Source organism: Azospirillum terrae, from assembly GCF_053470425.1.
In genome coordinates, this window is sequence record NZ_JBPXMR010000001.1 from 478,000 (window position 1) to 503,827 (window position 25,828).

Here is a 25,828-nt window from a genome sequence, read left to right on the forward strand (position 1 = left end):
AACGCACACGCCCTGCCCTTGCCGCTGCCGAACGGCGCCCTTTCTTGTTGGGCATGCCGATGCTGCTTCGCACACTCGCCGCGCTGCTCTTGCTCCTGATCCTGGCACCGCCAGGCCGGGCGGTGGCCGGCGGCGTGCCGGTGGACCTGGAACTGGTGCTGGCGATCGACGTTTCCGGCAGCATCGACCCGGACGAGGCGGAGTTGCAGCGCCGCGGCTACGTCCAGGCGTTCCTCAACCCCAAGGTCATCGACGCCATCCGCTCCGGCCCCTACGGCCGCATTGCCGTGGTCTACATGGAGTGGGCCGGCGACCATTACCAACAGACGGTGATCGGCTGGACCCTGCTCGACAGCCGCGACGCCATCGCCGCCTTCGCCGACCGGCTTGCGGAAGCCGGCATCGGGCGGGAGCGCTGGACATCGATCAGCATGGCGCTGACCGCCGCATCCGGCCTGTTCGAAGGCAGCGCTTACGAGGGCACGCGGCGGGTGATCGACGTGTCCGGCGACGGCCCCAACAACAGCGGCCCGCCGCTGCTTCCCGTGCGCGACGCTTTGGTCGCCAAGGGCATCACCATCAATGGCCTGCCCATCGTCAACGACCGCCCGAACCCGTGGGGCGGCGAGCCGCCGCGCGACCTGGACCAGTACTACCGCAACAACGTGATCGGCGGCCCCGGCGCCTTCATCGTCGTGGCGGACGGTTTCGACGCCTTCGCGCAGGCGATCCTCACCAAGCTGCTGCTGGAAATAGCCGGCACGGACCCGTCGACCGAGCACGCCGCTTGCCCGCACTGCAACGAGTTGCCATAGTTCACGCCATTCACTGGGGGGAGCCGGCTGTCGGCTGAGAGGTCCTATGATCGGGACGACCCCTGGAACCTGATCCGGTTCGCACCGGCGTAGGGACCAGTGAGCCATGCACGCCATCGTTCAGCCGGGCGAAACCCCGGCCCCCACTTCCGTCACCATCGCCGCGGCGCGCCTGACCTACGGCGGCGCTCCGCTGTTCGAAGACCTGAACCTGCGCCTGGAACCGGCGGCGGTGACCGGGCTGCTCGGGCCGAGCGGCGTCGGCAAGACGACCCTGCTGCGCATGATCGCCGGCTTGGCCGAACCGGAGCCGCCCACCACCGTGACCGCCGGTGACGGCCAACCGCTGGCCGGCCGTGTCGCCTACATGGCGCAGCAGGATTTGCTGCTGCCGTGGTTGAGCGTGCTCGGCAACGTGTTGCTGGGCGCCAAGCTGCGCGGCGAGCGGCGCACGCCGGCCCTGCTGGACGAGGCACGCGGCCTGCTGAAGCGTGTCGGGCTGGGCGGGCGCGAGGGCGACCGGCCGGCGGCGCTGTCCGGTGGTCAGCGCCAGCGCGTGGCGCTGGCCCGCACGCTGATGGAGCGGCGCCCGGTGGTGCTGATGGACGAACCGTTCTCGGCGCTCGACGCCATCACCCGGCTGCGCTTGCAGGAGTTGGCGGCGGAATTGCTGGCCGGGCGCACGGTGCTGCTGGTCACCCACGACCCGCTGGAGGCGCTGCGCCTCGGTCACCGCGTGCACGTCATGAGCGGCGCTCCGGCCCGCATCGGCCCGGCCCTGGAGCCGCCCGGCCCGCCGCCCCGCGCCCCGGACGACCCGGCGGTGCTGGCGATGCAGGGCGAGCTGCTGCGGAGGCTGGCGTCATGAGGGCGTTGCGGGCCCTCGTCACGTTGGCCGTGCTGCTGGCGGCATGGCAGGCGCTGGTGTGGGCGACCGGGCTGCCGCGCTACATCCTGCCGAGCCCGCTGGCCGTCGCCGACGCCATGCAGCGCAACGCCGGCCTGCTGATGCAGCACGCGGCGACGACCCTGGCCGAGATCCTGACAGGCCTTGCGCTGGGCGTCGTTCTGGGCGGTGCCAGCGCCATCCTGCTGGCCAGCGTGCGCGGGGCGCGGCGCTGGCTGATGCCGTTGCTGGTGGTCAGTCAGGCCATCCCGGTGTTCGCGCTGGCGCCGCTGCTGGTGCTGTGGCTCGGCTACGGCATGGTGTCCAAGATCGCCATGGCGACCCTGGTCATCTACTTCCCGGTGACCACCGCGCTGTTCGACGGACTGCGGCGGACCGAGCCGGGCTGGCTCGACCTCGCCCGCACCATGGGCGCGTCGGGCGCATCGACGCTGTGGCACATCCGTTTGCCGGCCGCCCTGCCCGCACTGGCGTCGGGCGTGCGCGTCGCCGCCGCGGTGGCGCCCATCGGCGCGGTGATCGGCGAGTGGGTGGGCTCGTCCGCCGGCCTCGGCTATCTGATGCTGCACGCCAACGCGCGCATGCAGGTTGACCTCCTCTTCGCCGCCCTGTTCGTGCTCGGCGCGTTCGCGGTAGCGCTTTACACGGTCACGGACGCGCTGCTGAAGCGCGCGCTGCCGTGGCTTCCCGATTCCCATGCTTTCGATGAAAAGGACTGAGCCGATGAAGTTCCCGTTCGCCGCCGCGGCGCTGGCCGCCGGGCTGCTGACCTCCCTGCCCGCCGTGGCGCAGGACAAGCTGACCGTGCTGCTCGACTGGTTCCTCAACCCCGACCACGCGCCGCTGGTGGTGGCGCAGGAGAAGGGCTTCTTCAAGGAGGCCGGCCTTGAAGTGACGCTGATTGCCCCCGCCGACCCCAACGACCCGCCCAAGCTGGTGGCCGCCGGCAAGGCCGAGTTGGCGGTGTCCTACCAGCCGCAGCTTCAGGTGCAGGTCGGCGAAGGGCTGCCGCTGGTGCGCGTCGGCACGCTGGTCTCGACTCCGCTCAATTCACTGGTGGTGCTGGCGGATGGGCCGGTTAAGTCGGTGAAGGACCTGAAGGGCCGCAAGGTCGGCTTCTCGGTCGGCGGGTTCGAGGACGCGCTGCTCGGCGCCATGCTGGAAAAGGCGGGCTTGAGCATCAAGGACGTGACTCTGGTCAACGTGAATTTCTCGCTGTCGCCGTCGCTGCTGTCCGGTCAGGTCGACGCGGTGATCGGCGCCTTCCGCAACTTCGAACTCAACCAGATGGCCATCGAGAAGCACCCCGGCCGCGCCTTCTACCCCGAGGAGGAGGGCGTGCCGGCCTACGACGAGCTGATCCTGGTCGCCAACAAGGCGCAGGCGGCCGACCCGCGCTTCCCGAAGTTCCTGGCGGCCGTCGAGCGCGCCACGCTCTACATCCTCAACCACCCGGAGGAGGCGCACGCCGCCTTCACCAAGGACCGGCCGGAGCTGAACGACGAGTTGAACCGCCGCGCCTGGGCCGACACGCTGCCGCGCTTCTCGCACAGCCCGGCGGCGCTGGACGCGGCGCGCTACGCCCGCTTCGCCGAGTTCCTCAAGGCGCGCGGGCTGATCAAGCAGGCGCTGCCGGCGGACGCCTATGCGGTTACGCTGAAGTAGCCCCGTTGCCATTCGGCCTCGGCGGGCGTTACCTAGAGAGGAGCCCGCCGGGGCTGGCCAACGCGAGCGAACCGATGACCATCAAGACCATCCTGCTGCACATGGCGAACGACGACCGCCACTCCGCCCGTCTGGAGGTGGCCGTTTCGCTGGCAAAGCGCTTCGACGCGTTCGTCGAGGTGCTGTACATCGCGACCCCGGTGTCGATGCCGGCCGCCGCGACCGGCCGAGCCGCATCCTACGGCTACATCGCCGAGGCGACGGCGATTGCCCGCGAAAAGGCCGTGCAGGTCGAGCAGGAGGCGCGCCAGGCGCTCAAGGACTGTTCCTACTCCTGGACGGTGGACGAGGGCGACCACGTCGAGTTGCTGGCGGCGCGGGCGGCCTACGCCGACCTCGCCATCGTCACACAGTCGCACCCGGCGCACATCGAGGACCGCGTGCTGCTGCACGTCCCCGACCGCCTGCCCTTGCAGGCCGCCTGCGCCACGCTGGTGCTGCCCTACGACGGGATGCCGGAGAGCTTCGGCCGCCACGTCATGCTGGCCTGGAAGAACACCCGCGAGTCGGTGCGGGCGGTGCGCGAATCCATGCCCCTCCTCCAGGCGGCGGAGAAGGTGACGGTGCTGACGGTCGACCCGCCGGGCCACACCACCGACACCGCGCGCGACGTCATGGTGTACCTGGAGCGGCACGGCGTGCGCACGTGGCACCAGTCGAACATCGCCAACGGCGATGTGGGCGAGGTGATTCTGACCTGCGTGCGCGATGTCGGCGCCGACATGCTGGTGATGGGGGCCTATGGGCACTCGCGCTTCCGCGAACTTGTGCTGGGCGGTGCCACCCGCACCGTACTTCAGCACATGCACGTGCCGGCGCTGATGGCGCATTGAAACGCCATGTTTCATTCGCGACCGCCGGTGTTTCATCGGCGTTTTGCGGCGGTTCGTGGGTTTCTTTGAAAATCAACAACTTGCCTTGGGCCGGCGGCGCTGGATGGAACACTATGGAACGCTATGGAACGCTATGGAACACTGTGCAGAGGGATGTTCCATTCGTTCAGCAGCACCCGGATGCACCTCGCCCGGTAAGGACATTCATCCTATGGCAAATTGCAGGCAAGAGCAAGCGCACTGTTTGAACCAGCACGCAAACCGTTGTTGCGCCAGCACGCCCTACCGGAAGAACACCACCGTCACCAGCCCGAACAGCGGGACCAGAATCCCCACCGACCACGCCATGTAGCCGAAGAAGCTCGGCATGGCGACGCCGCGTTCCTCGGCGATGGCCTTGACCATGAAGTTGGGCGCGTTGCCGATGTAGCTGTTGGCGCCCATGAACACCGCGCCGGCCGAGATGGCGGTCAGCGTGAGCGCCCGCTCGCCCATCAGGTGCACGGCGTCGCCGCCCGCCGTGTTGAAGAAGATGACGTAGGTCGGCGCGTTGTCGAGGAAGCTCGACAGGATGCCGGCCGCCCAGAAATACGCTCCCGGAATCGGCTGGCCGTTGTGGTTGACCGCGGCGATGACCGCGCCCAGCGAGCCCTCGGTGCCGGCGCGCAGGATGGCGATGGCCGGGATCATCGTCAGGAAGATCGCCGCGAACAGCTTCGCCACCTCGACCATCGGCCCCCAGGTGAAGGCGTTCATCCGCCGGCTCTCGGCCGCGGTGAGCGTCCATGACAGCCACGTGATGAGCAGCAGCAGCGCCTGGCTGACGATGCTCTCCCATGGCACGGTGACGGTCAAAATGGCCAGCCCGCCGCCGGGATGCCAGACGCCGCTCAACAGCACCGCGCCGACGATGGCGGCCAGCAGGGCGAAGTTCACCTTGCCCTCGATGCCCACCGGCTCCTTGAACTCCTCCGCCAGCGGCTCCGTGCCGCCCTCGCGGGCGTAGAGCACCCAGTCGGTGACGAAATAGACCAGCAGCAGGATTGCCGAGGCGAAGGCCATCGGCCCCAGCAGGTGCAGCGTCGGCCAGAAGAAGTCCACGCCCTTCAGGAAGCCCAGGAACAGCGGCGGGTCGCCCAGTGGCGTCAGCGAGCCGCCGATGTTGGCGACCAGGAAGATGAAGAAGACGACGGTGTGCACCTTGTGGCGTCGCTGGTCGTTGGCGCGCAGCAGCGGCCGGATCAGCAGCATGGATGCACCCGTCGTGCCCATGAGGCTCGCCAGCACGGTGCCCAGCGCCAGCCCCAGCGTGTTGGCGAGCGGCGTGCCGACCAGCGCCCCTTTCAGCCGTACGCCGCCGGCCACGGTGAACAGCGCGGTCAGCAGCACGATGAAGGGCACGTACTCCAAGAGGGCTGTGTGCAGCAACTCGTGCACCGTGTGCCCCAGGCCGTAGCGGCCGGCGAACGGGATGAGGAACGCGAGGGTCCAGGCAGCGACGATCTTGCCGAAATGGTGGTGCCAGATCAGCGGTGCCGCCAGCGGCAGGATCGCGATGGACAGCAACACGCCGACGAACGGCACCACCCAAAGCGGCCCCAGATCGCGCCCATCGAGGTGCGGCAGCCCGGCGGTCTCGCCCTCCATGGCGAAGGCCAGCGCCGGCAGCGCCAGAACGGCAAGGACGCTCAGTGCCGGAAGGATTCGGAAGCGGAGGGCGCGGCGGTGCGGAACGTCGGTCATCGTCTGGAAAATTGTCCGGTGGGAGGCCGCAGTATGCGGGCGGGGTAAGCGCAAGCCAAGCCGGAAACGCCTACGGACAAGGCCGCAACTCGACCGGTCCGTCGGTCGTGCCACCGCCCAGCCAGTCGTGCAGCGGCCGGCAGGTGCCGTCCACACACAGCCGGTGGTCGGCGGTGTGCGTCGAGGCGGCGAGCACCACCCGCTCCTGTGGTGGCAGGCTTGGGTGCCAGACGATCCAGCCCGCCTCGACGCGGGCATCGGGCGGCGGCTCGACACCGGCACCGCCGCCCTTGACGCGGGCGGTCTCCAGCACGAGGCGGTTCCCGGTGATCCGCCACTCTTCGCGCCACTCCGTGCGCTCGACCGAATGGGTCCAGGAGAGGGTGAAGCTCTGCGCCGGGACGCTCGCCAGGACCGCCGCAGCCCCGGCGAGCGCCAGACACAGTGCGCTCATGGCGCCGGGCGCACCACGGGCCCCGCCGCCTTCTGCTTCCAGCGCTGCCACGCGATGAAGGCGATGGTGATGGCAAAGCCGACTTCGTCGGTCCACGGCACCGCGAGGACGAACAGGAAGGCTGCCGTCACCGCCACGGCCCGCTCGATCCAATTGAGCGGAGTCAGGAAGAAACCGATGGTTCCCCCTCCCCACAGTCCGATGGCCAGGCACGCCTTGACGACGACGTAGACCACGGCCGTCCAGCTGTCGGTTTGCAGCATCAATGCCGGGTCGTACACCGCCATGAACGGCACCACGTAGCCGGCAATGGCGATGCGCGTCGCTATCCAGCCGATTTCCATGTGATCGGCCCGGCAGATGGACGAGGCCGCCAGCGCCGCCAGGGCCACCGGCGGGGTAAGGTCCGCCATGATGCCGAAGTAGAAGACGAACATGTGCGAGACGATCAGCGGCACGCCCATCAGCTTCAGGCCCGGCGCGGTGATCGCCGCCATGACGATGTAGGTCGCCGTGGTCGGCAGCCCCGTGCCCAGCACGACGCAGGCGATCATGGTCAGCACCAGCGCCGCCAGCAGGTTGCCGTTGGACATCTCGACCACCATGCCCGCGACGCTCGACGCCAATCCGGTGAGTTGGAGCATGCCGATCAGCACCCCCACCAGCGCGCAGGCGATGCCGACGCCGATGGCGTTCTTGGCGCCGTCCGCGAGGCTCTGCACCAGCAGGCCCAGCGTTTCGCGCCCGCCGCGGAACATCAGGCAAGCCGCCGCCATCAGCGCGACGACGGCAAACGCCATGTGCTCGGTGCGCCAGCCCAGGTTCCACAGCCCGGCCGCCACGGCGCCGACGACCACCCAAAAGACGACACGGAGCACGAAGGACCGCATCTCGCCAACCAGTTTGGTGCCGAGGATCAGCGCGGTCGTCGCGGCGATGCCGATGACCCCGGCGAACAGCGGCGTGAAGCCCGAGAACAGCAGGTAAACCAGGGCCCCCAGCGGCAGGATCAGGTACCAGCCCTCGATCAGCGCCCGCTTGACGCTCGGCAACTGAGAGCGCGGCATGCCGACGAGGTTGTACATGCCGGCTTCCAGATGGACCATCCAGAAGGCGCTGGCGAAGTACAGGACGGCGGGGATTGCGGCGGCCAGCGCCACCTCGGAATAGGGTACGCCGATGGTTTCCGCCATGATGAAGGCCGCGGCCCCCATGACCGGCGGCATGATCTGCCCGCCCATGCTGGCGGTCGCCTCCACGGCGCCGGCGAAGGCCGGGCGGTAACCGAAGCGCATCATCAACGGGATGGTGAACTGCCCGGTGGTCAGCACGTTGGCGATGCCCGAGCCGTTGATCATCCCCATGAAGCCCGAGGAGATCACCGCCACCTTGGCCGGCCCGCCTTTGGTGTGGCCGACGAGGCCCAGCGAGACGTCGTTGAACAGCTGCACCATGCCGGCCCGTTCGAGGAACGAGCCGAACAGGATGAACAGGAAGATGTAGGTCGCCGACACGAAGGTCGGCGTGCCGTAGATGCCCTCGGTGGACAGGAACAGGTTGTCGATCACCTGATCGATGTCGTAGCCGCGGTGCCCCAGACCGAAGGGCAGATAACGGCCGAACAGCGCGTAGGGAATGAAGACGACGCACATGATCGGCAGCGTCGGCCCCATGATGCGCCGCGCCGCCTCCACAACCAGCCCCACCTCGATGGCGCCCACCACCAAGTCGATGGTGTCGGGGTCGCCCGAGCGCAGGATCAGGTCGGCCTCGAACCACCAGTGGTACAGGCCGAGCACGAAGCCAAGCAGGCCCAGCATCCAGTCGTACCAGGGGATGGTGCGCCGCTCCTCCTGCCGGAAGCCGAACAGCGTGTAGGTCATCAGCAGCAGGAAGCCGACGTGGATCGAGCGCACGACGAGGCTGGACAGCGGGTTGAAGGCCGCCGTCCACACCTGGAAGATGGAGAAGAGGACCGCGATGAGGAACACCACCTTGCCCGTCCCGCCCTCGAAGGCGACGACGGTGGAGGGGTTCTCGCGATCGAGGATCTGGCGGAGTTTGGCGTCCGGCTCGCCTTGATGTGCGGTCATGGGAGACCCTGCGGCGCGCGGCTTACTTCAGCAGCCCCTTTTCCTTGTAGAATTTCTCGGCGCCGGGGTGCAGCGGCACCGGCGACTTGGCGGCGTCGGCGTCCAGCTTGATCTGCTTGGCGGCGGCGTGCGCGGAGGTGAGCTGGTCGAGGTTGTCGTAAATCGCCTTGGTCATGGCGTAGACGCTGTCCGCCGGGACGCCGGAGTGGGTGACCAGGAAGTTGCGCACCGCCGCGGTGGTCACCGGCTCGGTCTGGCCGTTGTAGGTGTTGGCGGGCACGGTCTCAGTGATATAGGCCGGGTCGCCGATCTTCTGAACGATGTCGGCCGGGACCGAGACGACGGTGACCTCTTGCGAGGTGGCGAGGTCCTTCACCGCCGCCACGCCGAGGCCGGCTGAGATCAACGTCGCGTCGAGCTGGCGGTTCTTCATCAAGTCCACGGACTCGGCGAACGGCAGATACTCGGTCTTGGCGAAGTCGGCGTAGGTCATGCCGGCGGCGGTGAAGATGGCGCGGGCGTTCAGCTCCGTTCCCGACTTCGGCGCGCCCACCGAGATGCGCTTGCCCTTGAGGTCGGCCAGCGTCTTGATGCCCGAATCCTTGGCGGCGACGATCTGGATGTAGTTGGGGTAGATGCCAGCGACGGTGCGCAGCTTGGTCAGCTTGGCCTTGAAGCCCGCCTCCTCGCGGCCCTTCCAGGCGTCGGAGAGCGAATCGCCCAGCGTGAAGGCGACCTCGCCCCGGCCGGCTTGCAGCAGGTTCAGGTTCTCCACCGACGCCTTGGTCGCCTGTACGGTCACCTTGGCGCTGGAAATCGCTTTGGAATAGATGCCGTTCAGCGCCACGCCCAGCGGGTAGTACACACCGCTGGAGCCACCGGTCAGGACAGTGATGAATTCATCGGCCCGCGCCGGGGCGGCGACAGCCAGACAGATTCCGAGCGCGGCAGCAAAGCGCTTCATTGCGCGACCTCCCTCAAGGTTTTTTGTTCGCGTTGTTTGCAACGGCGATGTTCGCTGGATCGAATGTAGACTGCGCCCGCGCGCTTCGCCAGTGTGGATGACCGCAAGTGGTTGCCTTGGGCGTACCCCATACGGTGGCTTGACCTCAACCGGTTGAGACACCCTATCCTTGCGCAAAGGCCCGGCCAGGGCCGCGGGCACCAGTCCGCACCAGAGGGAGGGATTTCAGGCATGTCCTGCACCGTTACGATGACCGTCAACGGCAAGGCGGTCACCCGTGAAGTCGAGGAGCGCACCCTGCTCGTCCACTTCCTGCGCGAGCATCTCGGATTGACCGGCACGCACGTGGGCTGCGACACCAGCCAGTGCGGCGCCTGCGTCGTCCATCTCGACGGCCAGTCCGTCAAGTCCTGCACCATGCTGGCGGTCCAGGCCGATGGCGCCGCCGTCACCACCATCGAGGGGCTGGCGGCGGCCGACGGCACGCTGCACCCTATGCAGGCGGCGTTCCGCGAGCACCACGGCCTGCAATGCGGATTCTGCACGCCGGGCATGGTGATGAGCGCGGTGGACCTCGTCGCCCACAACCCGAGCCCCACCGAGTCGGACGTCCGTGAGGGTCTAGACGGCAACATCTGCCGCTGCACCGGCTACCATAACATAGTCAAGGCGGTGCTGGCGGGGGCCGAGGCGATGCGTGGCGACAGCCCGGTCAAGGCCGCGGCCGAATAGCAAAGAAAAAGGGCATCATGGGAGGAGTTGTGCGATGGCGAACCCCACCGGAATCGGCGCCTCCGTGCGCCGCCGCGAGGACCAGCGCTTCCTGACCGGGCGCGGCACCTACACCGAGGACATAAACCGGCCGAACCAGACTCACCTGCACCTCCTGCGCTCGCCGCACGCCCACGCGCGCATCCGCGGGATCGACGCGTCGGCGGCGCTGAGCGCGCCGGGGGTGGTGGCGGTGTTCACCGGCGCCGACATGGCCGCCGACAGCGTCAACAGCCTGCCCTGCGGCTGGCTGATCCATTCCAAGGACGGCTCCCCCATGAAGGAGCCGCCGCACTTCCCCATCGCCCGCGACAAGGCCCGCTATGTGGGCGATCCGGTCGCCGTGGTCATCGCCGAAACCCGCGAGCAGGCCAAGGACGCGGCCGAGCTGATCGAGGTGGATTACGAGGATCTACCGGCCGTCGTCTCGCTGCGCCAGGCGGTGGACGGGAACGCCGCGCTGGTGCACGACGAGGTGCCCGGCAACGTCTGCTACGACTGGCACCTGGGCGAAGCGGCGGCGGTGGATGCGGCCTTCGCGCAGGCCGCGCACGTGACCAAGCTCGACCTCGTCAACAACCGCCTCGTCCCCAACGCCATGGAGCCGCGCGCCGCGCTTAGCGAGTACGACGCGGCGACCGGCGACTACACGCTGACCACCACTTCGCAGAACCCGCACGTCATCCGCCTGCTGATGGGCGCCTTCGTGCTGGGCATCCCCGAACACAAGCTGCGCGTGGTGGCGCCGGACGTCGGCGGCGGCTTCGGCTCGAAGATCTTCCACTACGGCGAGGAGGCCATCGTCACCTGGGCCGCCCGGAAGGTCGGCCGCCCGATTAAGTGGACCGCCGAGCGGGCGGAGAGCTTCCTGTCGGACGCGCACGGCCGCGACCACCTCACCCACGCCGAACTGGCGCTGGACAAGGACGGGCATTTCCTGGGGCTGCGGGTCTCGACGCTGGCGAACATGGGGGCGTACCTGTCCACCTTCTCCACCTCGATCCCGACCTACCTGTACGCCACGCTGCTGGCCGGCCAGTACAAGACGCCCGCAATCTACGCCGAGGTGAAGGCGCTGTTCACCAACACCGCGCCCGTGGACGCCTACCGCGGCGCCGGGCGGCCGGAGGCGTGCTACCTGATCGAACGCATGGTGGACACCGCCGCGCGCGAGATGGGCATCGACAAGGCGGAGATCCGCCGCCGCAACTTCGTGCCGCGCGAGGCCATGCCCTACCAGACGCCGGTTGCCTTGCAGTACGACACCGGCGACTTCGCCAAGAACCTCGACATGGCACTGCCCGCCGCGGACTATCCCGGCTTCGCCGCCCGCAAGGCGGACTCGGCCAAGCGGGGCAAGCTGCGCGGCATCGGCTTTTCCACCTACATCGAGGCGTGCGGCATCGCGCCGTCCAACGTGGCGGGGGCTCTGGGCGCTCGCGCCGGCTTGTACGAATCGGCCGAGGTGCGCTTCCACCCCACCGGCTCGGTAACCGTGTTCACCGGCTCGCACAGCCACGGCCAGGGCCACGAGACGACCTTCGCGCAGATCGTTGCCCAACGCTTCGGCATCCCCATCGAGAACGTCGAGATCGTGCACGGCGACACCGCCAAGGTGCCGTTCGGCATGGGCACCTACGGCTCGCGCTCGCTGTCGGTGGGCGGCTCGGCGCTGGTCAAGGCGATGGACAAGGTCGAGCGCAAGGCCCGCAAGATCGCCGCCCATCTGATGGAGGCCGCCGAGACCGACATCGAAGTGAAGGACGGCCGTTTCACCGTCGCCGGCACCGACAAGAGCGTGGGCATCGGCGACATCGCGCTGGCCGCCTACATCCCGCACAACTATCCGCTGGACGAGTTGGAGCCGGGGCTGGACGAGCAGGCCTTCTACGACCCGAAGAACTTCACCTACCCCAACGGCTGCCACGTCTGCGAGGTCGAGATCGACCCGGACACCGGCGTCACAGAGGTGGTCGCCTTCACCGCCGTGGACGATTTCGGCCACGTCATCAACCCGATGATCGTCGAGGGGCAGGTGCACGGCGGCATCGCCCAGGGCATCGGGCAGGCGCTCTATGAGAACTGCGTGTACGATGAGGAAACCGGGCAGTTGGTCACCGGCTCCTACATGGACTACTGCATGCCGCGCGCCGACGACGTGCCGTCGTTCCAGGTCAGCTACCACGAGGACGCACCCTGCACGCACAACCCCCTGGGCGTGAAGGGCTGCGGCGAGGCCGGCACCATCGGTGCGGCGGCGGCGGTGATGAACGCCGTGATCGACGCGCTGGCCGAGCACGGCATCACCCACCTGGACATGCCGGCGACGCCCGAGCGCGTCTGGCGCGCCATCAACCAGTCCCGCCCGGCCATGGCCGCGGAATAGGGGAGGACGACCCATGTACGCATTCGAGTACCGCCGCCCGACATCCCTGGCCGACGCCGTCGCCCTGCTGGGCAAGGCCGAGGACGGCAAGATCCTCGCCGGGGGGCAGACGCTGCTCCCCACCTTGAAACAGCGCCTCGCCCGCCCGACCGAGCTGATCGATCTCAGCCAGGTGCCCGAGCTGAAAGGCATCCGCGAGGAGGCCGGCGGTCTGTTCATCGGCGCCTTCACCCGGCATGTCGAGGTCGCGACCAGCGACGTGGTGAAGCGCCGCATCCCGGCGCTGGCCGACTTGGCAGTGCACATCGGCGACCGGCAGGTGCGGGCGCTCGGCACGCTGGGCGGCTCCATCGCCAATTCCGATCCGGCGGCGGACTATCCCGCCGCGGTGGTTGCGCTGAAGGGCACGGTGAAGACCGACAAGCGCGAGATCGCGGGCGACGACTTCTTCACCGGCATGTTCGAAACCGCGCTGGACGAGGGTGAACTGATCACCGGCGTGCGCTTCCAGGTGCCGGACAAGGCCGCCTACACCAAGTTCCGCAACCCGGCCAGCCGCTACGCCATGGTCGGCGTCTTCGTGGTGAAGTTTGGGGCGGAGGTGCGCGTCGCCGTGACCGGCGCCGGGCCGAGCGTGTTCCGCGTGCCGGATATGGAAGCGGCGCTGGCGAAGGATTTCCGCGCCGACGCGCTGAACGGGGTGACGGTGAGCCCGCGAGGGCTCAACGGCGACATCCACGCCAGCCCGGAATACCGGGCGCATCTGGTCACCGTCATGGCGAAGCGGGCGGTGGAGGCGTGCGGGTAATACAAACTTACCCTCCCCCGGCCCCGCCGGGGGAGGGTTTGAAGGACCGTCCTGTCGCATGCCCACCTCCCTCCCCCAATCCGTTGACACAACGCTGGATCTGCTGAGCCACGGCGACTATGTCGCCGACCGGGCGCTGTCCACGGCGCTGTACCTCGCGCTCAAGCTCAAGCGCCCCTTGTTTCTCGAAGGCGAGGCCGGCACCGGCAAGACCGAGATTGCCAAGGTGTTGTCGCGCACCCTCAATCGCCGTCTCGTGCGCCTGCAATGCTACGAGGGGCTGGACGTGGCCTCCGCCGTCTACGAATGGAACTACGCCCGCCAGATGATGGAGATCCGCCTCGCCGAAGCGTCCGGCGACCGTGACCGGGACGCGCTGGCGTCCGACCTGTTCTCCGACAAATTCCTCATCAAGCGCCCGCTGCTCCAGGCCCTCGAACCCGACCTCAACGGCGCCCCCGTCCTACTGATCGACGAACTGGACCGCACCGACGAGCCGTTCGAGGCCTATCTGCTGGAGGTGCTCTCCGACTTCCAGGTGACGATCCCGGAGTTCGGCACCATCAAGGCCCCCGAGCCGCCCATCGTCATTCTCACCTCCAACCGCACGCGCGAGATCCACGACGCGCTGAAACGGCGCTGCTTCTACCATTGGGTGGATTACCCCTCGGCCGAGCGCGAGCGCGAGATCCTGAGCGTCAAGGCACCCAACGCCGACGCCCGGCTGGCGGCGCAGGTCGTCGGCTTCGTGCAGAAACTCCGCGCCATAGACCTCTACAAGGCACCGGGCGTCGCCGAGACGCTGGACTGGGCGCAGGCGCTGGTCGAGTTGAACCAGCTCGAACTCGACCCCGCCACCATCAACGATACGCTCGGCACACTGCTGAAGTACCAGGACGACATCGCCCGCATCCAGGGCAGCGAGGCGGCCCGGCTGCTTGCCCAGGTGAAGACCGAGCTGGCCGCCGCCCGCGCGCCATGAGCGCCCCCGTTTCCCCGATCGGCGAGGCGCGGCTCGCGGCCAACCTCATGCACTTTGCCCGCGCGCTGCGCGCCGCCGGCCTGCCGGTTGGGCCGGGCAAGGTGCTGCAAGCTCTGGAAGCCGTCGAGGCGGTGGGCCTCGGCAACCGGCGGGACTTCTACTGGGCGCTGCATTCGGTGTTCGTGAACCGGCGCGATCAGCGCCCGGTGTTCGATCAGGCGTTCCACGTCTTCTGGCGCAACCCGGACCTGTTGAAGCGCATGATCGGCATGATGCTGCCCGGCCTGCGCACGGCACCCTCGCCCGACCAGAAGGAACTGTCGCGCCGCGTCGCCGAGGCGCTCCGCGCTGCCGGCACCGACGAGGAGGAACAGCAGCCGGAAAAGACCGAAATCCAGGTGGACGCCGCCTTCACCGTCTCCGACCGCGAGCTTTTGCAGGCAAAGGACTTCGAAAAGATGTCGGCCGCGGAACTGGCCGAGGCCAAGCAGCTGATGACCCGCATCGCGCTCCCGGTGGCCGAGGCCGCGACCCGCCGCCACCGCCTGGACCCGCGCGGGCCCCGCATCGACCCGCGCGCCACGCTGCGCCGCATGCTGCGCCAGGGCGGCGACGTGGCGGAGTTGGTGCGCTCGCGTCGCCGCACCCGGCCGCCGCCGCTGGTGGTGCTGTGCGACATTTCCGGCTCCATGAGCCGCTATTCGCGCATGCTGCTGCACTTCCTGCACGCGCTGAGCAACGACCGCGACCGGGTGTACAGCTTCGTCTTCGGCACGCGGCTCACCCATGTCACGCGCCATCTGCGGCACAGGGATGTGGATGTCGCATTGGACGCGGTGTCCGCCGCCGTCCAGGATTGGTCCGGCGGAACCCGCATCGGCGCCACGCTGCACGACTTCAACCGCGTGTGGGCGCGCCGCGTGCTCGGCCAGGGCGCGGTGGTGCTTCTCATCACCGACGGGCTGGACCGAGACGCCGGCGAGGGGCTGGCCAGGGAAGCCGAGCGGCTGCACAAGAGCTGCCGGCGCCTGATCTGGCTGAACCCGCTGCTGCGCTGGGAGGGGTTTGCGCCGAAGTCGTCCGGTGTGCGGGCGCTTTTGCCGCACGTGGACGACTTCCGTCCGGTGCACAACCTGAACAGCCTCGCGGCCTTGGCCGGAGCGCTGGAACACACGGGGCCGCGCCGGCATGAGGGCATGCGGGCTTGGCTGAGGGAGAAGGCATGAGCGACGACATCCTGGAACAGGCGGCGCGCTGGCGCTCGGAGGGGCGCCGGGTGGCGCTGGCCACCGTGGTGGCGACCTGGGGCTCGTCGCCGCGGCCGGTGGGCAGCCTGCTTGCGGTGGACGAGGCGGGGGCCATGGTCGGTTCGGTGTCCGGCGGCTGCATCGAGGGCGCCGTCGTGCACGAGGCGCAGAAAACCGTGGAAGACGGCGAGCCGCGCCTGCTGTCCTTCGGCGTCAGCGACGAGATGGCCTGGGAGGTCGGGCTGGCCTGCGGCGGCAAGGTGCAGGTCTACGTCGAGGCGGTGGAATGAAACGCGAGTTGCTTGAGCGCCTGCTGAAGGCGCGTGCCGACAAGGTGCCGGTGGCGCTGGTCACCGACCTGAGCAGCGGCCTGCAAAGCTTGATCTTCCACGATGCCGTGCACGGCGGCTTCGGCCTGGAGGAGCACCATCTGGCGGAGATCCGCGCGCGTTTGCGCCAGGACCACAGTGGGCTGGTCGAGTTCCCCGACGTCGAGGGTTACGAGGGCGACGGACCGCGCCTGTTCGTGCACGCCCACAACCCGCCGCTGCGGTTGATCGTCGTCGGCGCCGTGCACATTGGACAGTTGCTGGCGCCCCTGGCGGACCTTACCGGCTATGCGGTGACGGTGGTCGATCCGCGGCAGGCCTTCGCCACCGAGGCGCGGTTCCCCGGCGTGAAGCTTGTCGTGTCGTGGCCGGACGAGGCGTTGGAAACGCTGGGCATCGACGCGCGGACCGCGGTGGTGACGCTGACCCACGACCCCAAGCTGGACGACCCGGCGCTGCTGGTGGCGTTGCGCTCTCCGGCCTTCTACATCGGCGCGCTGGGCAGCAGCCGCACCCACGCCAAGCGCCTCGACCGGCTGAGCGACATCGGTCTGACCGAAGCGGAACTGAAGCGCATCCATGCCCCGGTCGGCCTGGACATCGGCGCCGAGACCCCGGCGGAGATCGCGCTGTCCATCATCGCCCAGGTGGTGGCGGCCCGCCGCAATGCGCTCTAGATAATCAGGTGGTCGCCGTCGTGGGAGGAAGCGGATGTATTTCGGCCCGGTTCCGGTCGCGGACGCAGCCGGCACGATCCTGGCGCACTCCGTGCGCAAGAGCTGCCTGATCTTCAAGAAAGGCCGCGTGCTGAGCGCGGAGGACGTGGCCGCGCTCAAGGCCGCGGACTTCGAGACCGTCACCGTTGCGCGCCTGGAGGAAGGCGACGTTGGCGAGGACGACGCGGCAACCTGCATCGCGGCGGCTTTGCGCGGCGAGGGATTGAGCGTGGCCGCCGCCTTCACCGGCCGCGTCAACCTGTTCGCCGAAGCGGCGGGGCTGGCCGTTCTCGACCCGGCGCGGCTGGAGGCCGTCAACCTAGCCGACGAGTCCGTCACCATCGCCACCCTGCCCGCCTTCGCCCAGGTCGTGCCGGGGCAGATGGTGGCGACCGTCAAGATCATCCCCTTCGCCGCGCCGGGCGCCATCGTCGACCGCGTCGAGGCGGCGCTGCGGGACGGCGGGCCGCCGCTGATGGTCGCGCCCTACCGGCCGTTGCGCGCCGGGCTGCTGCAAACCGAGCTGGCCGGCACCAAGGGGGCGATGCTGGACAAGACCGTCACCGTGACGCGTGAGCGGCTGGCGGCGCTCGGCAGCACGCTGGTGCATGAGGCGCGGTGCCCGCACGACGAATCCAGGCTGGCAGCGTTGATCGACGCCACGCGGCCGCTCGGGCTCGACCTGCTGCTGATCGCCGGCGCCTCGGCGATCACCGACCGGCGCGACGTGCTGCCCGCCGCCATCGAGCGCGCCGGCGGCACGGTGGAGCACTTCGGCATGCCGGTCGATCCCGGCAATCTGCTGCTGATGGCACACCTCGACGGCGTGCCGGTGCTGGGCTTGCCGGGCTGCGCGCGGTCGCCGAAGCTCAACGGCTTCGACTGGGTGCTGCAACGGCTGGCGGCCGGCGTGCCGGTCACGCCGGCGGACGTCATGCGCATGGGCGTCGGCGGTCTGCTGGCGGAAATCCCCAGCCGCGGCCTGCCGCGCGCCGGCATTGCCGAACCTCCCCGTGCTCCGCGCATTGCCGCCATCGTGCTGGCCGCCGGGCGCTCCAGCCGCATGGGCGGCACCAACAAGCTGCTGGCCGACGTGCATGGCGTGCCGCTGGTCGCCCGCACCGTGGACGCGGCGCTGGCCTCGTCGGCGCGGCCGGTGGTCGTGGTCACCGGGCACCAGGGCGAGGCCGTGCGCGCCGCACTGGCGGGGCGGCCGGTGACGTTCGCCGACAACCCGGACTTTGCCGATGGGCTGAGCACGTCGCTGCGTGCCGGACTGGCGGCGCTGCCGGCCGAGGTGGACGGCGCGCTGGTGTGCCTGGGCGACATGCCCGCGGTGGCGCCGGGTGTGCTCGACCGGTTGATCGCCGCCTATAACCCGACCGAAGGGCGCGCCATCTGCCTGCCGGTCGCGCATGGCCGGCGCGGCAACCCGGTGCTGTGGGATCGGAGTTTCTTCGCCGACATGGCACGCGTCACCGGCGACACCGGGGCCAAGCACCTGATCGGCCAGAACACCGAGCAGGTCTGCGAGGTGACGGTGGAGCAGAACGGCGTCCTCGACGACGTGGACACGCCGGACGGGCTGGCGCGGCTGCTGAAGCAGAGCTGACGCGAGAAGGCATCATCTGATGGGCAAGACGACCGTCTACACCTGGAACACCGTACCGCCCGAACGGGGCGAGGGTACCGTCCGCCGGGAGATCGCCGGCCAAGGCGCCGTGTTGAAGATGGTAACGATCGCCGCCGGCACCCGCGCCGGGCGCCACAGCCACCCGCACGAGCAGTTCGTCCAAGTGCTGGAGGGCACCGGCACCCTGGAGTGCGAAACCGGCACCGTTGCCCTTCGGCCCGGCATGGTCATCCACTTCGCGCCGGACGCCTGGCACAGCGCGGTGTTCGAGACCGACACCGTGCTCGTTGAGGTGAACCTCGCTCTGCCGGACTGAGAGCATCCGGTGATTGTCCCGAGCGCCCTTCGTGCGCATGATGGGCCATCCGCGCCCGCTATCCGAGGACACCCATGCTCCGCCCGCTCGCCCATGCCTTCGCTGTCCTGGCCGCTCTGCTGCCGGGTGTGGCGCTGGCGCAGAACGGCACGCTGACCTTCCTGCACGTCAACGACGTCTACGAGATCGCCCCGGTGCGCGGCCGTGGCGGCATGGCCGAGCTGATGACGCTGCTGAAGCGCGAGCGGGCACGCAACCCCGCGGCCATCACCACGCTGGGCGGCGATTTCCTATCACCATCGCTGATGTCAGGCACGACGAAGGGCGTGCAGATGGTCGATCTGTTCAACGCCATCGGCACCGACGTGGCGGTGTTCGGCAACCATGAATTCGACTTCGGCGCCGAGGTCGCGCGCACGCGCTTGGCCGAGTCCCGCTTCCCCTGGCTGGGCACCAACGTGCTGGGCAACGACGGCAAGCCGTTCGGCGGTGCCGTCGCCACCTGGACCAAGCAGGCCGGCGACGTGACGGTGGGCTTCTTCGGCGTACTCACGCCGGTCACCGCCAAACTGTCCAGCCCCGGCCCCAGCGTGGCCTTCACCGACGTGAAGCCCGCCGCAGAAGCCGCAGTGGCTCAGCTCAAGGCGGCCGGCGCGCACGTCGTGGTAGCGCTCACCCATCTGGACATCGCCGAGGATCGCAAGCTCGCCCGCGAGGTGAAGGGCATCAGCCTGATCCTTGGCGGCCACGACCACGACCCGATCACCTTCTACGAGGGCGAGACGCTGATCCTCAAGGCCGGGTCCGATGCGCATTTCCTGGGGGTGGCCGACCTGACGGTCAGCACGAAGGCGACCGACAAGGGCCCGGAGACCACCATCGTCCCGGCCGAGTGGCGGATGGTCACGACGACGGGCGTGGCGCCCGACGCGGAGATCGCGGGGCGGGTGAAGACCTACACCGACCGCCTGGACGGCGAACTCAACGTCGTCATCGGCAAGACGCTGACCGACCTGGACAGCCGCAAGGACGTGGTGCGCTCACGCGAATCCAGCATGGGCAACCTGATCACCGACGCGCTGCGTGAGACGCTGAAGGCCGATGTCGCCATCACCAACGGCGGCGGGCTGCGCGGCAACGCGCTGTACCCCGCTGGCTCCGATCTCCGCCGCCGGGACATCTTCGCCGAGAATCCGTTCGGCAACGTCGCCATCCTGGTGGAGATGTCCGGTGCCGGGCTGCTGGCGGCGCTGGAGAACGGCGTGTCACACGTCGAGGACAAGGCCGGGCGCTTCCCGCAGGTCTCCGGCGTGACGTTCGCCTACGACCCGACGCTGCCGGCCGGACGCCGCGTCATCGAGGCCAAGGTCGGCGGCAAGCCGCTCGACCCGGCCGCGGTGTACCGTGTGGCATCGACCGACTATCTGCTGCGCGGCGGCGACGGCTACGCGACGTTCCCGCAGGCCAAGGTGATCGTCGATCCCTCGGGCGCGGTGCTCATCGCCAGCATCGTCATGGAGTACGTGGCGGCCAAGGGGATCATCGAGCCGAAGGTGGAAGGCCGTATCGTCGCCAAGCCGTGATGGGGGCCGTTGAGTCGGAAGGCTTGACGCGGGCTGCCGGCCCCCTATCTTGGCGGCCTTGCAGGGACGAGGTGCGTGTTGTCGAAAAAGTGGCTGTTGCGCCGGTACGCCGCCGGTCTGGCCGACCAGATCAAGCAGACCCGCGGGCGGATGAAGACCCCGTGGCAGCGCGCGCTCGGCCATATCGAAAGCGTGTTCATCGACCACGCCTGCTTCCGGCTGATCTACGCCAACCGCTATCACATGTCGCCCAACATGCAGCGCGCGGCGCAGCCGTCGCCCTCGCACATCCGGCGCTGGGCCGACGAGGGCGTCAAGACCATCGTGAACCTGCGCGGCTCGCGCGACTGCGCCTCCTACATCCTGGAGGCCGAGGCGTGCCGTGAGGCGGGCATCGCGCTGGCGGATTTCCCCATCAATTCCCGCGACATGCCGCGCAAGGACAGGCTGCACGCCGCCAAGCGCCTGTTTGAAACCATCGAGTATCCGGCGCTGATGCACTGCAAGTCGGGCGCCGACCGCGCCGGCTTCATGTCGGCCTTCTACATGTTCGTGCACGAGAAGGTGCCGCTGGACGAGGCAGTGAAGCAGTTGCACTGGAAATACGGCCACTTCAAGCAGGCGAAGACCGGCATCCTCGATTATTTCTTCGAGTTGTACCGCGCCTACAACGAGCGCAACCCCATCGACTTCTGGGAGTGGGTGGACACCGTCTACGACCCGGTGGCGGCCAAGGAAAGCTTCCGCACGAAGGAGTGGGCCAACACAGTGGTGGACCGGTTGCTGGCGCGGGAGTAGCTCACGGCGCTCAGCCGGCGAGGCCAAGGAACACCGGAAGCGACCGGTTGATCCGCACCACGTCGGCATCGGAAATACACCCGAAAACAGCGCCCACGTTGGCGCGACGGAAGGTCGCCACCTTATCGATCATGATCCACGAGATGGCGCGAAGGTTGTTCTCCCCATCCGGTTCAAGTCGCAGACGGAGCAGCGGCGCGTCTGCCTCGACATGCGTTAACGGACAGACCGTTACACTGTCGGTCTCCGCGAAATCGTCCGACTGAATGACGACCGCTGGACGCGGCTTGCCGGCGTAGTCGCCGCGCCCGGCGACGGTGACCAGATCGCCGCGCCTCACTGCTCGTTCCCGTAATCCTGGCTGTCCTCAAGGAAATCCATGATGTCGTCGCGGCAGTCCGCCTCGGCGACCAAGCGGGATTGGCGCCGAGCCTCTTCCTTGAAGGTGGGCGAGCGGACGTCCGGGACCCAGATTTGAATCGGCCGCAATCCCTGGGCGCGGAGTTGGGCTCGATGCGCCTGAACACGACGGCGAACGGGTTGCGCCATGATGGCCTCCTCCGCATGCGTTACATGTAACATAGCGGCTGTTGCGGAAAGGTGCAAGATCTGCTCCTCACGCCGAGGCCCGCGCGTCCTCGCCGAACTGGAGTGCGCACAGGCGGGCGTAGGTGCCGCCGACGGCCAGAAGTTCCTCGTGCGTGCCACGCTCGACCACGCGGCCGTCCTCCATCACGCAGATCAGGTGCGCCGTGCGCACCGTCGCCAAGCGATGGGCGATGACCAGCGTGGTCCGCCCCTTGGTCAGGCGCTCCAGCGCCTCCTGCACCAGCCGCTCGGATTCGGAATCCAACGCGCTCGTCGCCTCGTCGAGCAGCAGGATCGGCGCGTCCTTCAGGAAGGCGCGGGCCAAGGCCACGCGCTGGCGCTCGCCGCCCGACAGCTTGGTGCCGCGGTCGCCGATCACCGTGTCGTAGCCCTCCGGCAGCTTCTCGATGAAGGAATGCGCGGCGGCGGCCTTAGCGGCAGAGACGATGTCGTCCATCGAGGCGCCGGGGCGGCCGAAGGCGATGTTGGTGCGCACCGTGTCGTTGAACAGCACGGAATCCTGGCTGACCAGCGCCACCGCTCCGCGCAGGCTCGCCAGCGTCACGTCGCGCACGTCCTGCCCGTCGATCAGCACCCGGCCGCCGGTGACGTCGTAAAGCCGCGGGATCAGGTTGAACACCGTGGACTTGCCGGCCCCGCTGCGCCCGACCAGCGCCACCGTCGTCCCCGGCGCCACGTCGATAGTCAGGTCCTTCAGCGTGCTGCCCTCAGCCTCGTAGGCGAAGCGCACCGCGTCCAGCCGCACCGCACCCGGTCCAGCGGCGAGCGGCCGGGCGTTGGGCTTTTCGACGATGGCGGGCTTCTCGTCGATCAGTTCGAAGATGCGCTGGGCTGCCGCCAATCCCTCTTGGAGCGCCGTGTTCAGGGTGCCGAGCGCGCGCACCGACGGGGCAGCGATCAGCAGGGCGCCGATGAAACCGGTGAACTCGCCGACCGTGCCGCTGCCGCTGGCGATGCGCCAGCCGGCGAAGGCAATCACCCCGGCCACCGCCACGCCGCCCAACGCCTCCATCATCGGATCGACCGCCGAGCGCTGGCGCGTCGCCTTCATGGACAGGCGGTAGTTGTCCTCGAACGCCGCCCCGGCGCGTTTGCGCTCGTAATCCTCCAGGCAGTAGGTCTTGACCATGCGGGCGCCGGACAGGCTCTCGGTCAGCAACGCGGTCATGTCGCCCATCTGCGCCTGTGTCTGCCTTGAGAGCCGGCGCATGCGTTTGCCGATGTTGACGATGGGCATCGCCGCCAGCGGGTAGACCAGGAAGGTGATCAGCGACAGCATCCAGTCGAGGTAGAACATCGACCCGACCAGGGCGATCACCGTCAGGATGTCGCGCACGAGGTTGGTGACGGTGCGCGACAGCGCGTTGCGCACCACGTCCACGTCGTTGATGAAGCGCGAGGTCAGCGTGCCGGTGGGGGAGGCGTGCAGGTGCGCCATGTCGGCGCTCAGCAGATGGCCGAACATCGCCATGCGCACGTCGGTGAGGATGCGCTGCACGATGTCTGCGGTCACCACGGTCTGAGCGAACATGGTCCACGCCTTGATGATCGAGACCACGACGATGGCCAGCGGCACCAGCACCATCATGGTGCGGTCCTGCGTCTCGAACATGGCGTAGGAGCGGTCGATCAGCAGCGGGTAGGCGCCGGTCGCCGCCGCCAGCACCGCCATCAGCACGAAGGCGAGCATCAGCCGGCCGCGGTAGGGCCGTATCCACTCCCGCCACACGCGCCCCATCAGCGCCTGAGTGTCGCCGTCGAGGCCCAACACCGTGTTCGTCTTGCCGCTCACCGCAAGCCCCTTCCCTGTCCCATGGCGCGAAGCCATAGCGGACAACGATGTTGCCTGTCCAGCCACGCGCCTTAACCACTCGTTAGAGTCGGGCATTGCATACTACGAAAGGATAGTCGTGGAGGGTCCCATGGCGATGGACGGCGGTATGGTGCGCAGCAAGTCCCGCGTTGGGCCACGCATCGGGTTGGCCCTGGGCGGCGGCGTGGCGCGGGGCTGGGCACACATCGGCGTGCTGCGGGCGCTCAAGCGCTATGGCATCGAGCCGGATATCGTCTGCGGCTCCTCGGTGGGGGCCCTGGTCGGCGGCGTGAAGCTGGCCGGAAAGCTGGACGCGCTCGAGGATTGGGCGCGCGGCCTCTCCCGCCTGAAGATCGCCGGCTATCTGGATTTGCGGCTGCGCCAGGGCGGCGGCCTGATCAGCGGCGACAAGCTGATGGCGGAAATGCGCCGGCACCTGGGCGACACCCGGATCGAGAACCTGCCCGTCCCCTTCGTCGCCACCGCCACCGATCTGGTCACCGGGCACGAGGTGTGGCTGCAAAAGGGCGAACTGGTCGAGGCGTTGCGCGCCTCCTTCTCGCTGCCCGGCGTGTTCCCGCCGGTGGCGATGGACGGGCGCTGGCTGGTGGACGGGGCGCTGGTCAACCCGGTACCGGTGTCGTGCTGCCGGGCGCTGGGCGCGCAGATGGTCATCGCCGTCAATTTGTCGGGCGACATCATCGGCAAGGCGCGCAAACCCGGCGCCACGGTACCCACCGCGGCCGGCTTCGACCTGTTGAAGCTGATCGCGGAGGCCCCGCGCGAGACCCGGCCGCTGTCGTCCATCGGTGCGCTGGCGCGCCGCATCTTCCGGCGCGACTATGACGGGCCGAGCGTGTTCGGCGTGATGGTCTCGTCGCTCGGCATCATCACCGACCGCATCACCCGCTCACGCCTGGCCGGAGAACCGCCGGACGTTCACGTTGCGCCACGGCTCGGCCACATCGGTTTGCTGGAGTTCGACCGCGCCGACGACTGCATCCGCGAAGGCGAGCAGGCGGTCGAGCGGGTGCTGCCCGAACTGCACGACGCGCTGGCGGTGTTCAGTGCCGGCGCGCGCGAGGTGGTGCGGGCCTGATGCCGGCACCACCCCGCCGCGGCGCTTCTACTGACCCAAGGCGGTACCGACCGCGGCGCCACCCAGGCCGCCGATGATGGCGCCGCGCTTTCCACCCAGCGCGTAGCCGCCGGCCGCCCCACCCGCCCCACCGAGCACGGTGCCCGTGTTGCAGGCCGCCAGCAGCATGGTTGCCGAAAGGGCGGCTGCAATCAGGCGCATGCGTTTCATCTCGAAAGCCCTCCATGAAGGAACGACACACGGGATAAACGCGCGAGAGGGGAAAATGCTTCCGACACCCTTTCGAGGTGCTTTCACGGCCGCGGGTTCGACCTCCTCGCGATGTCCGATGCTGGACGGATGGCGGTGTGTTAGCCTTGCGTCCTCCACGCCCAAAGGAACGCCATGTCCGCGCCCGTCCCGCATCTGTGTGTCGCCACACCCTGCTTCGCCGGCAACATCACGCACGCCTACCACACCTCCATGATGACCCTGGCCGCGGAGCTTTCCCATCGCGGGGTCCGCTTCTCGGCCATCTACACCGCGGGCGACAGCCTGATCACGCGGGCGCGCAACCGGCTGCTGGGCCAGTTCCTGGAAAATCCCGAGTTCACGCACCTGATGTTCATCGACGCGGACATTGGCTTCAGCACCGATCAGGTGCTCCGCCTGCTGAACAGCGGGCACGGCGTCGTGGGCGGCATCTATCCGCTGAAGAACGTCTTCTGGGACCGCATCGCCCCGGACGGACTGCCGCCGGACATCCGCGAGGCGCGGTCGCTCGAATACGTGGTCGGTGCCGGCGATTCTCCCGAGGAGGACGCCCAGGGTTTCTTGAAGGTGGAGTATGTCGGGACCGGCTTCCTCCTGATCGCGCGCGACGTCATCGAGCGCCTGTGCGAGGCGTTCCCCGAGACGCGCTATTACACGGATGATTCCGCCGACAAGGACTTTTTCCAGCGCGGCGGCACGCCGTCTCCGCGCTACGCGCTGTTCGAGACGAAGATCGACACCGCCACCGGCCGGTATCTGTCCGAGGACTACGCCTTCTGCGACCTCTGCCATGAGATCGGCGAGCCGATCTGGGCCGACCTGCAAAGCCGGCTCGAACACATCGGCTTCTCGACCTATTCCGGCGATGTCGCGGTGAAGCTCGGCCGGCGCGGCTGACGGGAACCAACCTTAGAGCGCCGGGTTTTCCCGGCAACAACGAGGATTAAGCCCT

General features: G+C 68.6%; 26 protein-coding genes and 1 riboswitch. Of the genes, 18 read left to right on the forward strand and 8 right to left on the reverse strand.

Annotated elements, in window-relative coordinates; genetic code table 11:
* The first annotated feature begins 59 nt into the window (after positions 1–59).
* The 5 genes from ACSVDD_RS02195 to ACSVDD_RS02215 all read left to right on the forward strand — a co-directional run bounded on the left by ACSVDD_RS02195 (position 60) and on the right by ACSVDD_RS02215 (position 4,280).
* Positions 60–815 carry a DUF1194 domain-containing protein gene (locus ACSVDD_RS02195; RefSeq protein WP_448187648.1) on the forward strand — a complete coding sequence of 252 codons (756 nt, stop codon included), beginning with the start codon at positions 60–62 and terminating at the stop codon, positions 813–815.
* Between the two features lie 6 nt (positions 816–821).
* Positions 822–929, forward strand: a riboswitch (TPP riboswitch).
* Positions 922–1,683, forward strand: a complete 762-nt coding sequence (locus ACSVDD_RS02200) for an ABC transporter ATP-binding protein (protein WP_448187649.1) — start codon at positions 922–924, stop codon at positions 1,681–1,683. (Overlaps the previous riboswitch by 8 nt.)
* Positions 1,680–2,441: an ABC transporter permease gene (locus tag ACSVDD_RS02205; RefSeq protein ID WP_448187650.1), complete on the forward strand. Its 762-nt coding sequence runs from the start codon at positions 1,680–1,682 to the stop codon at positions 2,439–2,441. The genes ACSVDD_RS02200 and ACSVDD_RS02205 overlap by 4 nt, the downstream gene beginning before the upstream one ends.
* A 4-nt stretch (positions 2,442–2,445) precedes the next feature.
* Positions 2,446–3,387, forward strand: a complete 942-nt coding sequence (locus tag ACSVDD_RS02210; RefSeq protein ID WP_448187651.1) for an ABC transporter substrate-binding protein — start codon at positions 2,446–2,448, stop codon at positions 3,385–3,387.
* Between the two features lie 74 nt (positions 3,388–3,461).
* Positions 3,462–4,280, forward strand: a complete 819-nt coding sequence (locus ACSVDD_RS02215) for a universal stress protein (protein ID WP_448187652.1) — start codon at positions 3,462–3,464, stop codon at positions 4,278–4,280.
* Positions 4,281–4,562: 282 nt separating this feature from the next.
* Here the strand turns inward: ACSVDD_RS02215 and ACSVDD_RS02220 are convergent, their stop codons facing one another.
* The 4 genes from ACSVDD_RS02220 to ACSVDD_RS02235 form a co-directional block, all read right to left on the reverse strand.
* On the reverse strand, positions 4,563–6,023 hold the full coding sequence (locus ACSVDD_RS02220) for a sodium:proton antiporter (RefSeq protein WP_448187653.1): 1,461 nt from the start codon (positions 6,021–6,023) through the stop codon (positions 4,563–4,565).
* 70 nt (positions 6,024–6,093) lie between these two features.
* The gene (locus ACSVDD_RS02225; RefSeq protein WP_448187654.1) at positions 6,094–6,477 is read right to left on the reverse strand and encodes a DUF1850 domain-containing protein; all 384 of its coding nucleotides are present in this window, start codon (positions 6,475–6,477) and stop codon (positions 6,094–6,096) included.
* Positions 6,474–8,570: a TRAP transporter permease gene (locus tag ACSVDD_RS02230; RefSeq protein WP_448187655.1), complete on the reverse strand. Its 2,097-nt coding sequence runs from the start codon at positions 8,568–8,570 to the stop codon at positions 6,474–6,476. The genes ACSVDD_RS02225 and ACSVDD_RS02230 overlap by 4 nt, the downstream gene beginning before the upstream one ends.
* A 22-nt stretch (positions 8,571–8,592) precedes the next feature.
* Positions 8,593–9,534: a TAXI family TRAP transporter solute-binding subunit gene (locus ACSVDD_RS02235; protein WP_448187656.1), complete on the reverse strand. Its 942-nt coding sequence runs from the start codon at positions 9,532–9,534 to the stop codon at positions 8,593–8,595.
* A gap of 231 nt (positions 9,535–9,765) precedes the next feature.
* Here ACSVDD_RS02235 and ACSVDD_RS02240 point away from each other — a divergent pair, with 231 nt between their 5' ends.
* The 11 genes from ACSVDD_RS02240 (at position 9,766) to ACSVDD_RS02290 (ending at position 21,103) form a co-directional block, all read left to right on the forward strand.
* Positions 9,766–10,266, forward strand: coding sequence for a (2Fe-2S)-binding protein (locus ACSVDD_RS02240; RefSeq protein ID WP_448187657.1), 501 nt, complete (start codon positions 9,766–9,768; stop codon positions 10,264–10,266).
* Positions 10,267–10,300: 34 nt separating this feature from the next.
* Positions 10,301–12,691 (forward strand): xanthine dehydrogenase family protein molybdopterin-binding subunit, encoded by a 2,391-nt coding sequence (locus ACSVDD_RS02245; protein ID WP_448187658.1) that lies wholly within the window; start codon positions 10,301–10,303, stop codon positions 12,689–12,691.
* A 13-nt stretch (positions 12,692–12,704) separates the two neighbouring features.
* Entirely contained in the window at positions 12,705–13,499 is a 795-nt protein-coding gene (locus tag ACSVDD_RS02250) for an FAD binding domain-containing protein (protein WP_448187659.1), read from the forward strand.
* Between the two features lie 58 nt (positions 13,500–13,557).
* Positions 13,558–14,481: an AAA family ATPase gene (locus tag ACSVDD_RS02255; protein WP_448187660.1), complete on the forward strand. Its 924-nt coding sequence runs from the start codon at positions 13,558–13,560 to the stop codon at positions 14,479–14,481.
* A complete protein-coding gene (locus ACSVDD_RS02260; RefSeq protein WP_448187661.1) occupies positions 14,478–15,707 on the forward strand; it encodes a vWA domain-containing protein in 1,230 nt (409 codons plus the stop codon). The genes ACSVDD_RS02255 and ACSVDD_RS02260 overlap by 4 nt, the downstream gene beginning before the upstream one ends.
* Positions 15,704–16,018 carry an XdhC family protein gene (locus tag ACSVDD_RS02265; protein WP_448187662.1) on the forward strand — a complete coding sequence of 105 codons (315 nt, stop codon included), beginning with the start codon at positions 15,704–15,706 and terminating at the stop codon, positions 16,016–16,018. Before ACSVDD_RS02260 ends, ACSVDD_RS02265 begins: the two co-directional genes overlap by 4 nt.
* Positions 16,015–16,734, forward strand: coding sequence for an XdhC family protein (locus ACSVDD_RS02270; RefSeq protein WP_448187663.1), 720 nt, complete (start codon positions 16,015–16,017; stop codon positions 16,732–16,734). The genes ACSVDD_RS02265 and ACSVDD_RS02270 overlap by 4 nt, the downstream gene beginning before the upstream one ends.
* Before the next feature lie 34 nt (positions 16,735–16,768).
* A complete protein-coding gene (locus tag ACSVDD_RS02275) occupies positions 16,769–18,385 on the forward strand; it encodes an NTP transferase domain-containing protein (RefSeq protein ID WP_448187664.1) in 1,617 nt (538 codons plus the stop codon).
* Positions 18,386–18,404: 19 nt separating this feature from the next.
* Entirely contained in the window at positions 18,405–18,722 is a 318-nt protein-coding gene (locus ACSVDD_RS02280) for a cupin domain-containing protein (protein WP_448187665.1), read from the forward strand.
* Between the two features lie 74 nt (positions 18,723–18,796).
* Entirely contained in the window at positions 18,797–20,305 is a 1,509-nt protein-coding gene (locus ACSVDD_RS02285) for a bifunctional metallophosphatase/5'-nucleotidase (RefSeq protein WP_448187666.1), read from the forward strand.
* Between the two features lie 75 nt (positions 20,306–20,380).
* Positions 20,381–21,103, forward strand: a complete 723-nt coding sequence (locus ACSVDD_RS02290) for a fused DSP-PTPase phosphatase/NAD kinase-like protein (RefSeq protein WP_448187667.1) — start codon at positions 20,381–20,383, stop codon at positions 21,101–21,103.
* A gap of 10 nt (positions 21,104–21,113) precedes the next feature.
* On the opposite strand, the gene ACSVDD_RS02295 is transcribed toward ACSVDD_RS02290, so the two are convergent.
* The 3 genes from ACSVDD_RS02295 to ACSVDD_RS02305 all read right to left on the reverse strand — a co-directional run bounded on the left by ACSVDD_RS02295 (position 21,114) and on the right by ACSVDD_RS02305 (position 23,504).
* Complete coding sequence (locus tag ACSVDD_RS02295; protein ID WP_448187668.1) at positions 21,114–21,443, reverse strand: type II toxin-antitoxin system PemK/MazF family toxin; 330 nt, start codon at positions 21,441–21,443, stop codon at positions 21,114–21,116.
* A complete protein-coding gene (locus ACSVDD_RS02300) occupies positions 21,440–21,652 on the reverse strand; it encodes an antitoxin MazE family protein (RefSeq protein WP_448187669.1) in 213 nt (70 codons plus the stop codon). Before ACSVDD_RS02300 ends, ACSVDD_RS02295 begins: the two co-directional genes overlap by 4 nt.
* Positions 21,653–21,719: 67 nt before the next feature.
* Complete coding sequence (locus ACSVDD_RS02305; protein ID WP_448187670.1) at positions 21,720–23,504, reverse strand: ABC transporter ATP-binding protein; 1,785 nt, start codon at positions 23,502–23,504, stop codon at positions 21,720–21,722.
* A 130-nt stretch (positions 23,505–23,634) separates the two neighbouring features.
* On the opposite strand from ACSVDD_RS02305, the gene ACSVDD_RS02310 reads away from it, so the two are divergent.
* The gene (locus ACSVDD_RS02310; RefSeq protein WP_448187671.1) at positions 23,635–24,624 is read left to right on the forward strand and encodes a patatin-like phospholipase family protein; all 990 of its coding nucleotides are present in this window, start codon (positions 23,635–23,637) and stop codon (positions 24,622–24,624) included.
* Positions 24,625–24,651: 27 nt separating this feature from the next.
* Here ACSVDD_RS02310 and ACSVDD_RS02315 read toward each other — a convergent pair whose 3' ends face one another.
* Positions 24,652–24,825: a hypothetical protein gene (locus tag ACSVDD_RS02315; protein ID WP_448187672.1), complete on the reverse strand. Its 174-nt coding sequence runs from the start codon at positions 24,823–24,825 to the stop codon at positions 24,652–24,654.
* Between the two features lie 183 nt (positions 24,826–25,008).
* On the opposite strand from ACSVDD_RS02315, the gene ACSVDD_RS02320 reads away from it, so the two are divergent.
* Positions 25,009–25,773, forward strand: a complete 765-nt coding sequence (locus ACSVDD_RS02320) for a hypothetical protein (RefSeq protein WP_448187673.1) — start codon at positions 25,009–25,011, stop codon at positions 25,771–25,773.
* Positions 25,774–25,828: the final 55 nt, after the last annotated feature.

Coding starts and splice junctions, on each gene's coding strand:
- ACSVDD_RS02245 (WP_448187658.1), top strand. CDS start 10,301: ATGGCGAACCCCACCGGAATCGGCGCCTCCGTGCGCCGCCGCGAGGAC.
- ACSVDD_RS02215 (WP_448187652.1), top strand. CDS start 3,462: ATGACCATCAAGACCATCCTGCTGCACATGGCGAACGACGACCGCCAC.
- ACSVDD_RS02195 (WP_448187648.1), top strand. CDS start 60: ATGCTGCTTCGCACACTCGCCGCGCTGCTCTTGCTCCTGATCCTGGCA.
- ACSVDD_RS02200 (WP_448187649.1), top strand. CDS start 922: ATGCACGCCATCGTTCAGCCGGGCGAAACCCCGGCCCCCACTTCCGTC.
- ACSVDD_RS02220 (WP_448187653.1), bottom strand. CDS start 6,023: ATGACCGACGTTCCGCACCGCCGCGCCCTCCGCTTCCGAATCCTTCCG.
- ACSVDD_RS02235 (WP_448187656.1), bottom strand. CDS start 9,534: ATGAAGCGCTTTGCTGCCGCGCTCGGAATCTGTCTGGCTGTCGCCGCC.
- ACSVDD_RS02205 (WP_448187650.1), top strand. CDS start 1,680: ATGAGGGCGTTGCGGGCCCTCGTCACGTTGGCCGTGCTGCTGGCGGCA.
- ACSVDD_RS02275 (WP_448187664.1), top strand. CDS start 16,769: ATGTATTTCGGCCCGGTTCCGGTCGCGGACGCAGCCGGCACGATCCTG.
- ACSVDD_RS02270 (WP_448187663.1), top strand. CDS start 16,015: ATGAAACGCGAGTTGCTTGAGCGCCTGCTGAAGGCGCGTGCCGACAAG.
- ACSVDD_RS02265 (WP_448187662.1), top strand. CDS start 15,704: ATGAGCGACGACATCCTGGAACAGGCGGCGCGCTGGCGCTCGGAGGGG.
- ACSVDD_RS02280 (WP_448187665.1), top strand. CDS start 18,405: ATGGGCAAGACGACCGTCTACACCTGGAACACCGTACCGCCCGAACGG.
- ACSVDD_RS02300 (WP_448187669.1), bottom strand. CDS start 21,652: ATGGCGCAACCCGTTCGCCGTCGTGTTCAGGCGCATCGAGCCCAACTC.
- ACSVDD_RS02315 (WP_448187672.1), bottom strand. CDS start 24,825: ATGCGCCTGATTGCAGCCGCCCTTTCGGCAACCATGCTGCTGGCGGCC.
- ACSVDD_RS02310 (WP_448187671.1), top strand. CDS start 23,635: ATGGCGATGGACGGCGGTATGGTGCGCAGCAAGTCCCGCGTTGGGCCA.
- ACSVDD_RS02210 (WP_448187651.1), top strand. CDS start 2,446: ATGAAGTTCCCGTTCGCCGCCGCGGCGCTGGCCGCCGGGCTGCTGACC.
- ACSVDD_RS02285 (WP_448187666.1), top strand. CDS start 18,797: ATGCTCCGCCCGCTCGCCCATGCCTTCGCTGTCCTGGCCGCTCTGCTG.
- ACSVDD_RS02255 (WP_448187660.1), top strand. CDS start 13,558: ATGCCCACCTCCCTCCCCCAATCCGTTGACACAACGCTGGATCTGCTG.
- ACSVDD_RS02250 (WP_448187659.1), top strand. CDS start 12,705: ATGTACGCATTCGAGTACCGCCGCCCGACATCCCTGGCCGACGCCGTC.
- ACSVDD_RS02240 (WP_448187657.1), top strand. CDS start 9,766: ATGTCCTGCACCGTTACGATGACCGTCAACGGCAAGGCGGTCACCCGT.
- ACSVDD_RS02225 (WP_448187654.1), bottom strand. CDS start 6,477: ATGAGCGCACTGTGTCTGGCGCTCGCCGGGGCTGCGGCGGTCCTGGCG.
- ACSVDD_RS02230 (WP_448187655.1), bottom strand. CDS start 8,570: ATGACCGCACATCAAGGCGAGCCGGACGCCAAACTCCGCCAGATCCTC.
- ACSVDD_RS02260 (WP_448187661.1), top strand. CDS start 14,478: ATGAGCGCCCCCGTTTCCCCGATCGGCGAGGCGCGGCTCGCGGCCAAC.
- ACSVDD_RS02320 (WP_448187673.1), top strand. CDS start 25,009: ATGTCCGCGCCCGTCCCGCATCTGTGTGTCGCCACACCCTGCTTCGCC.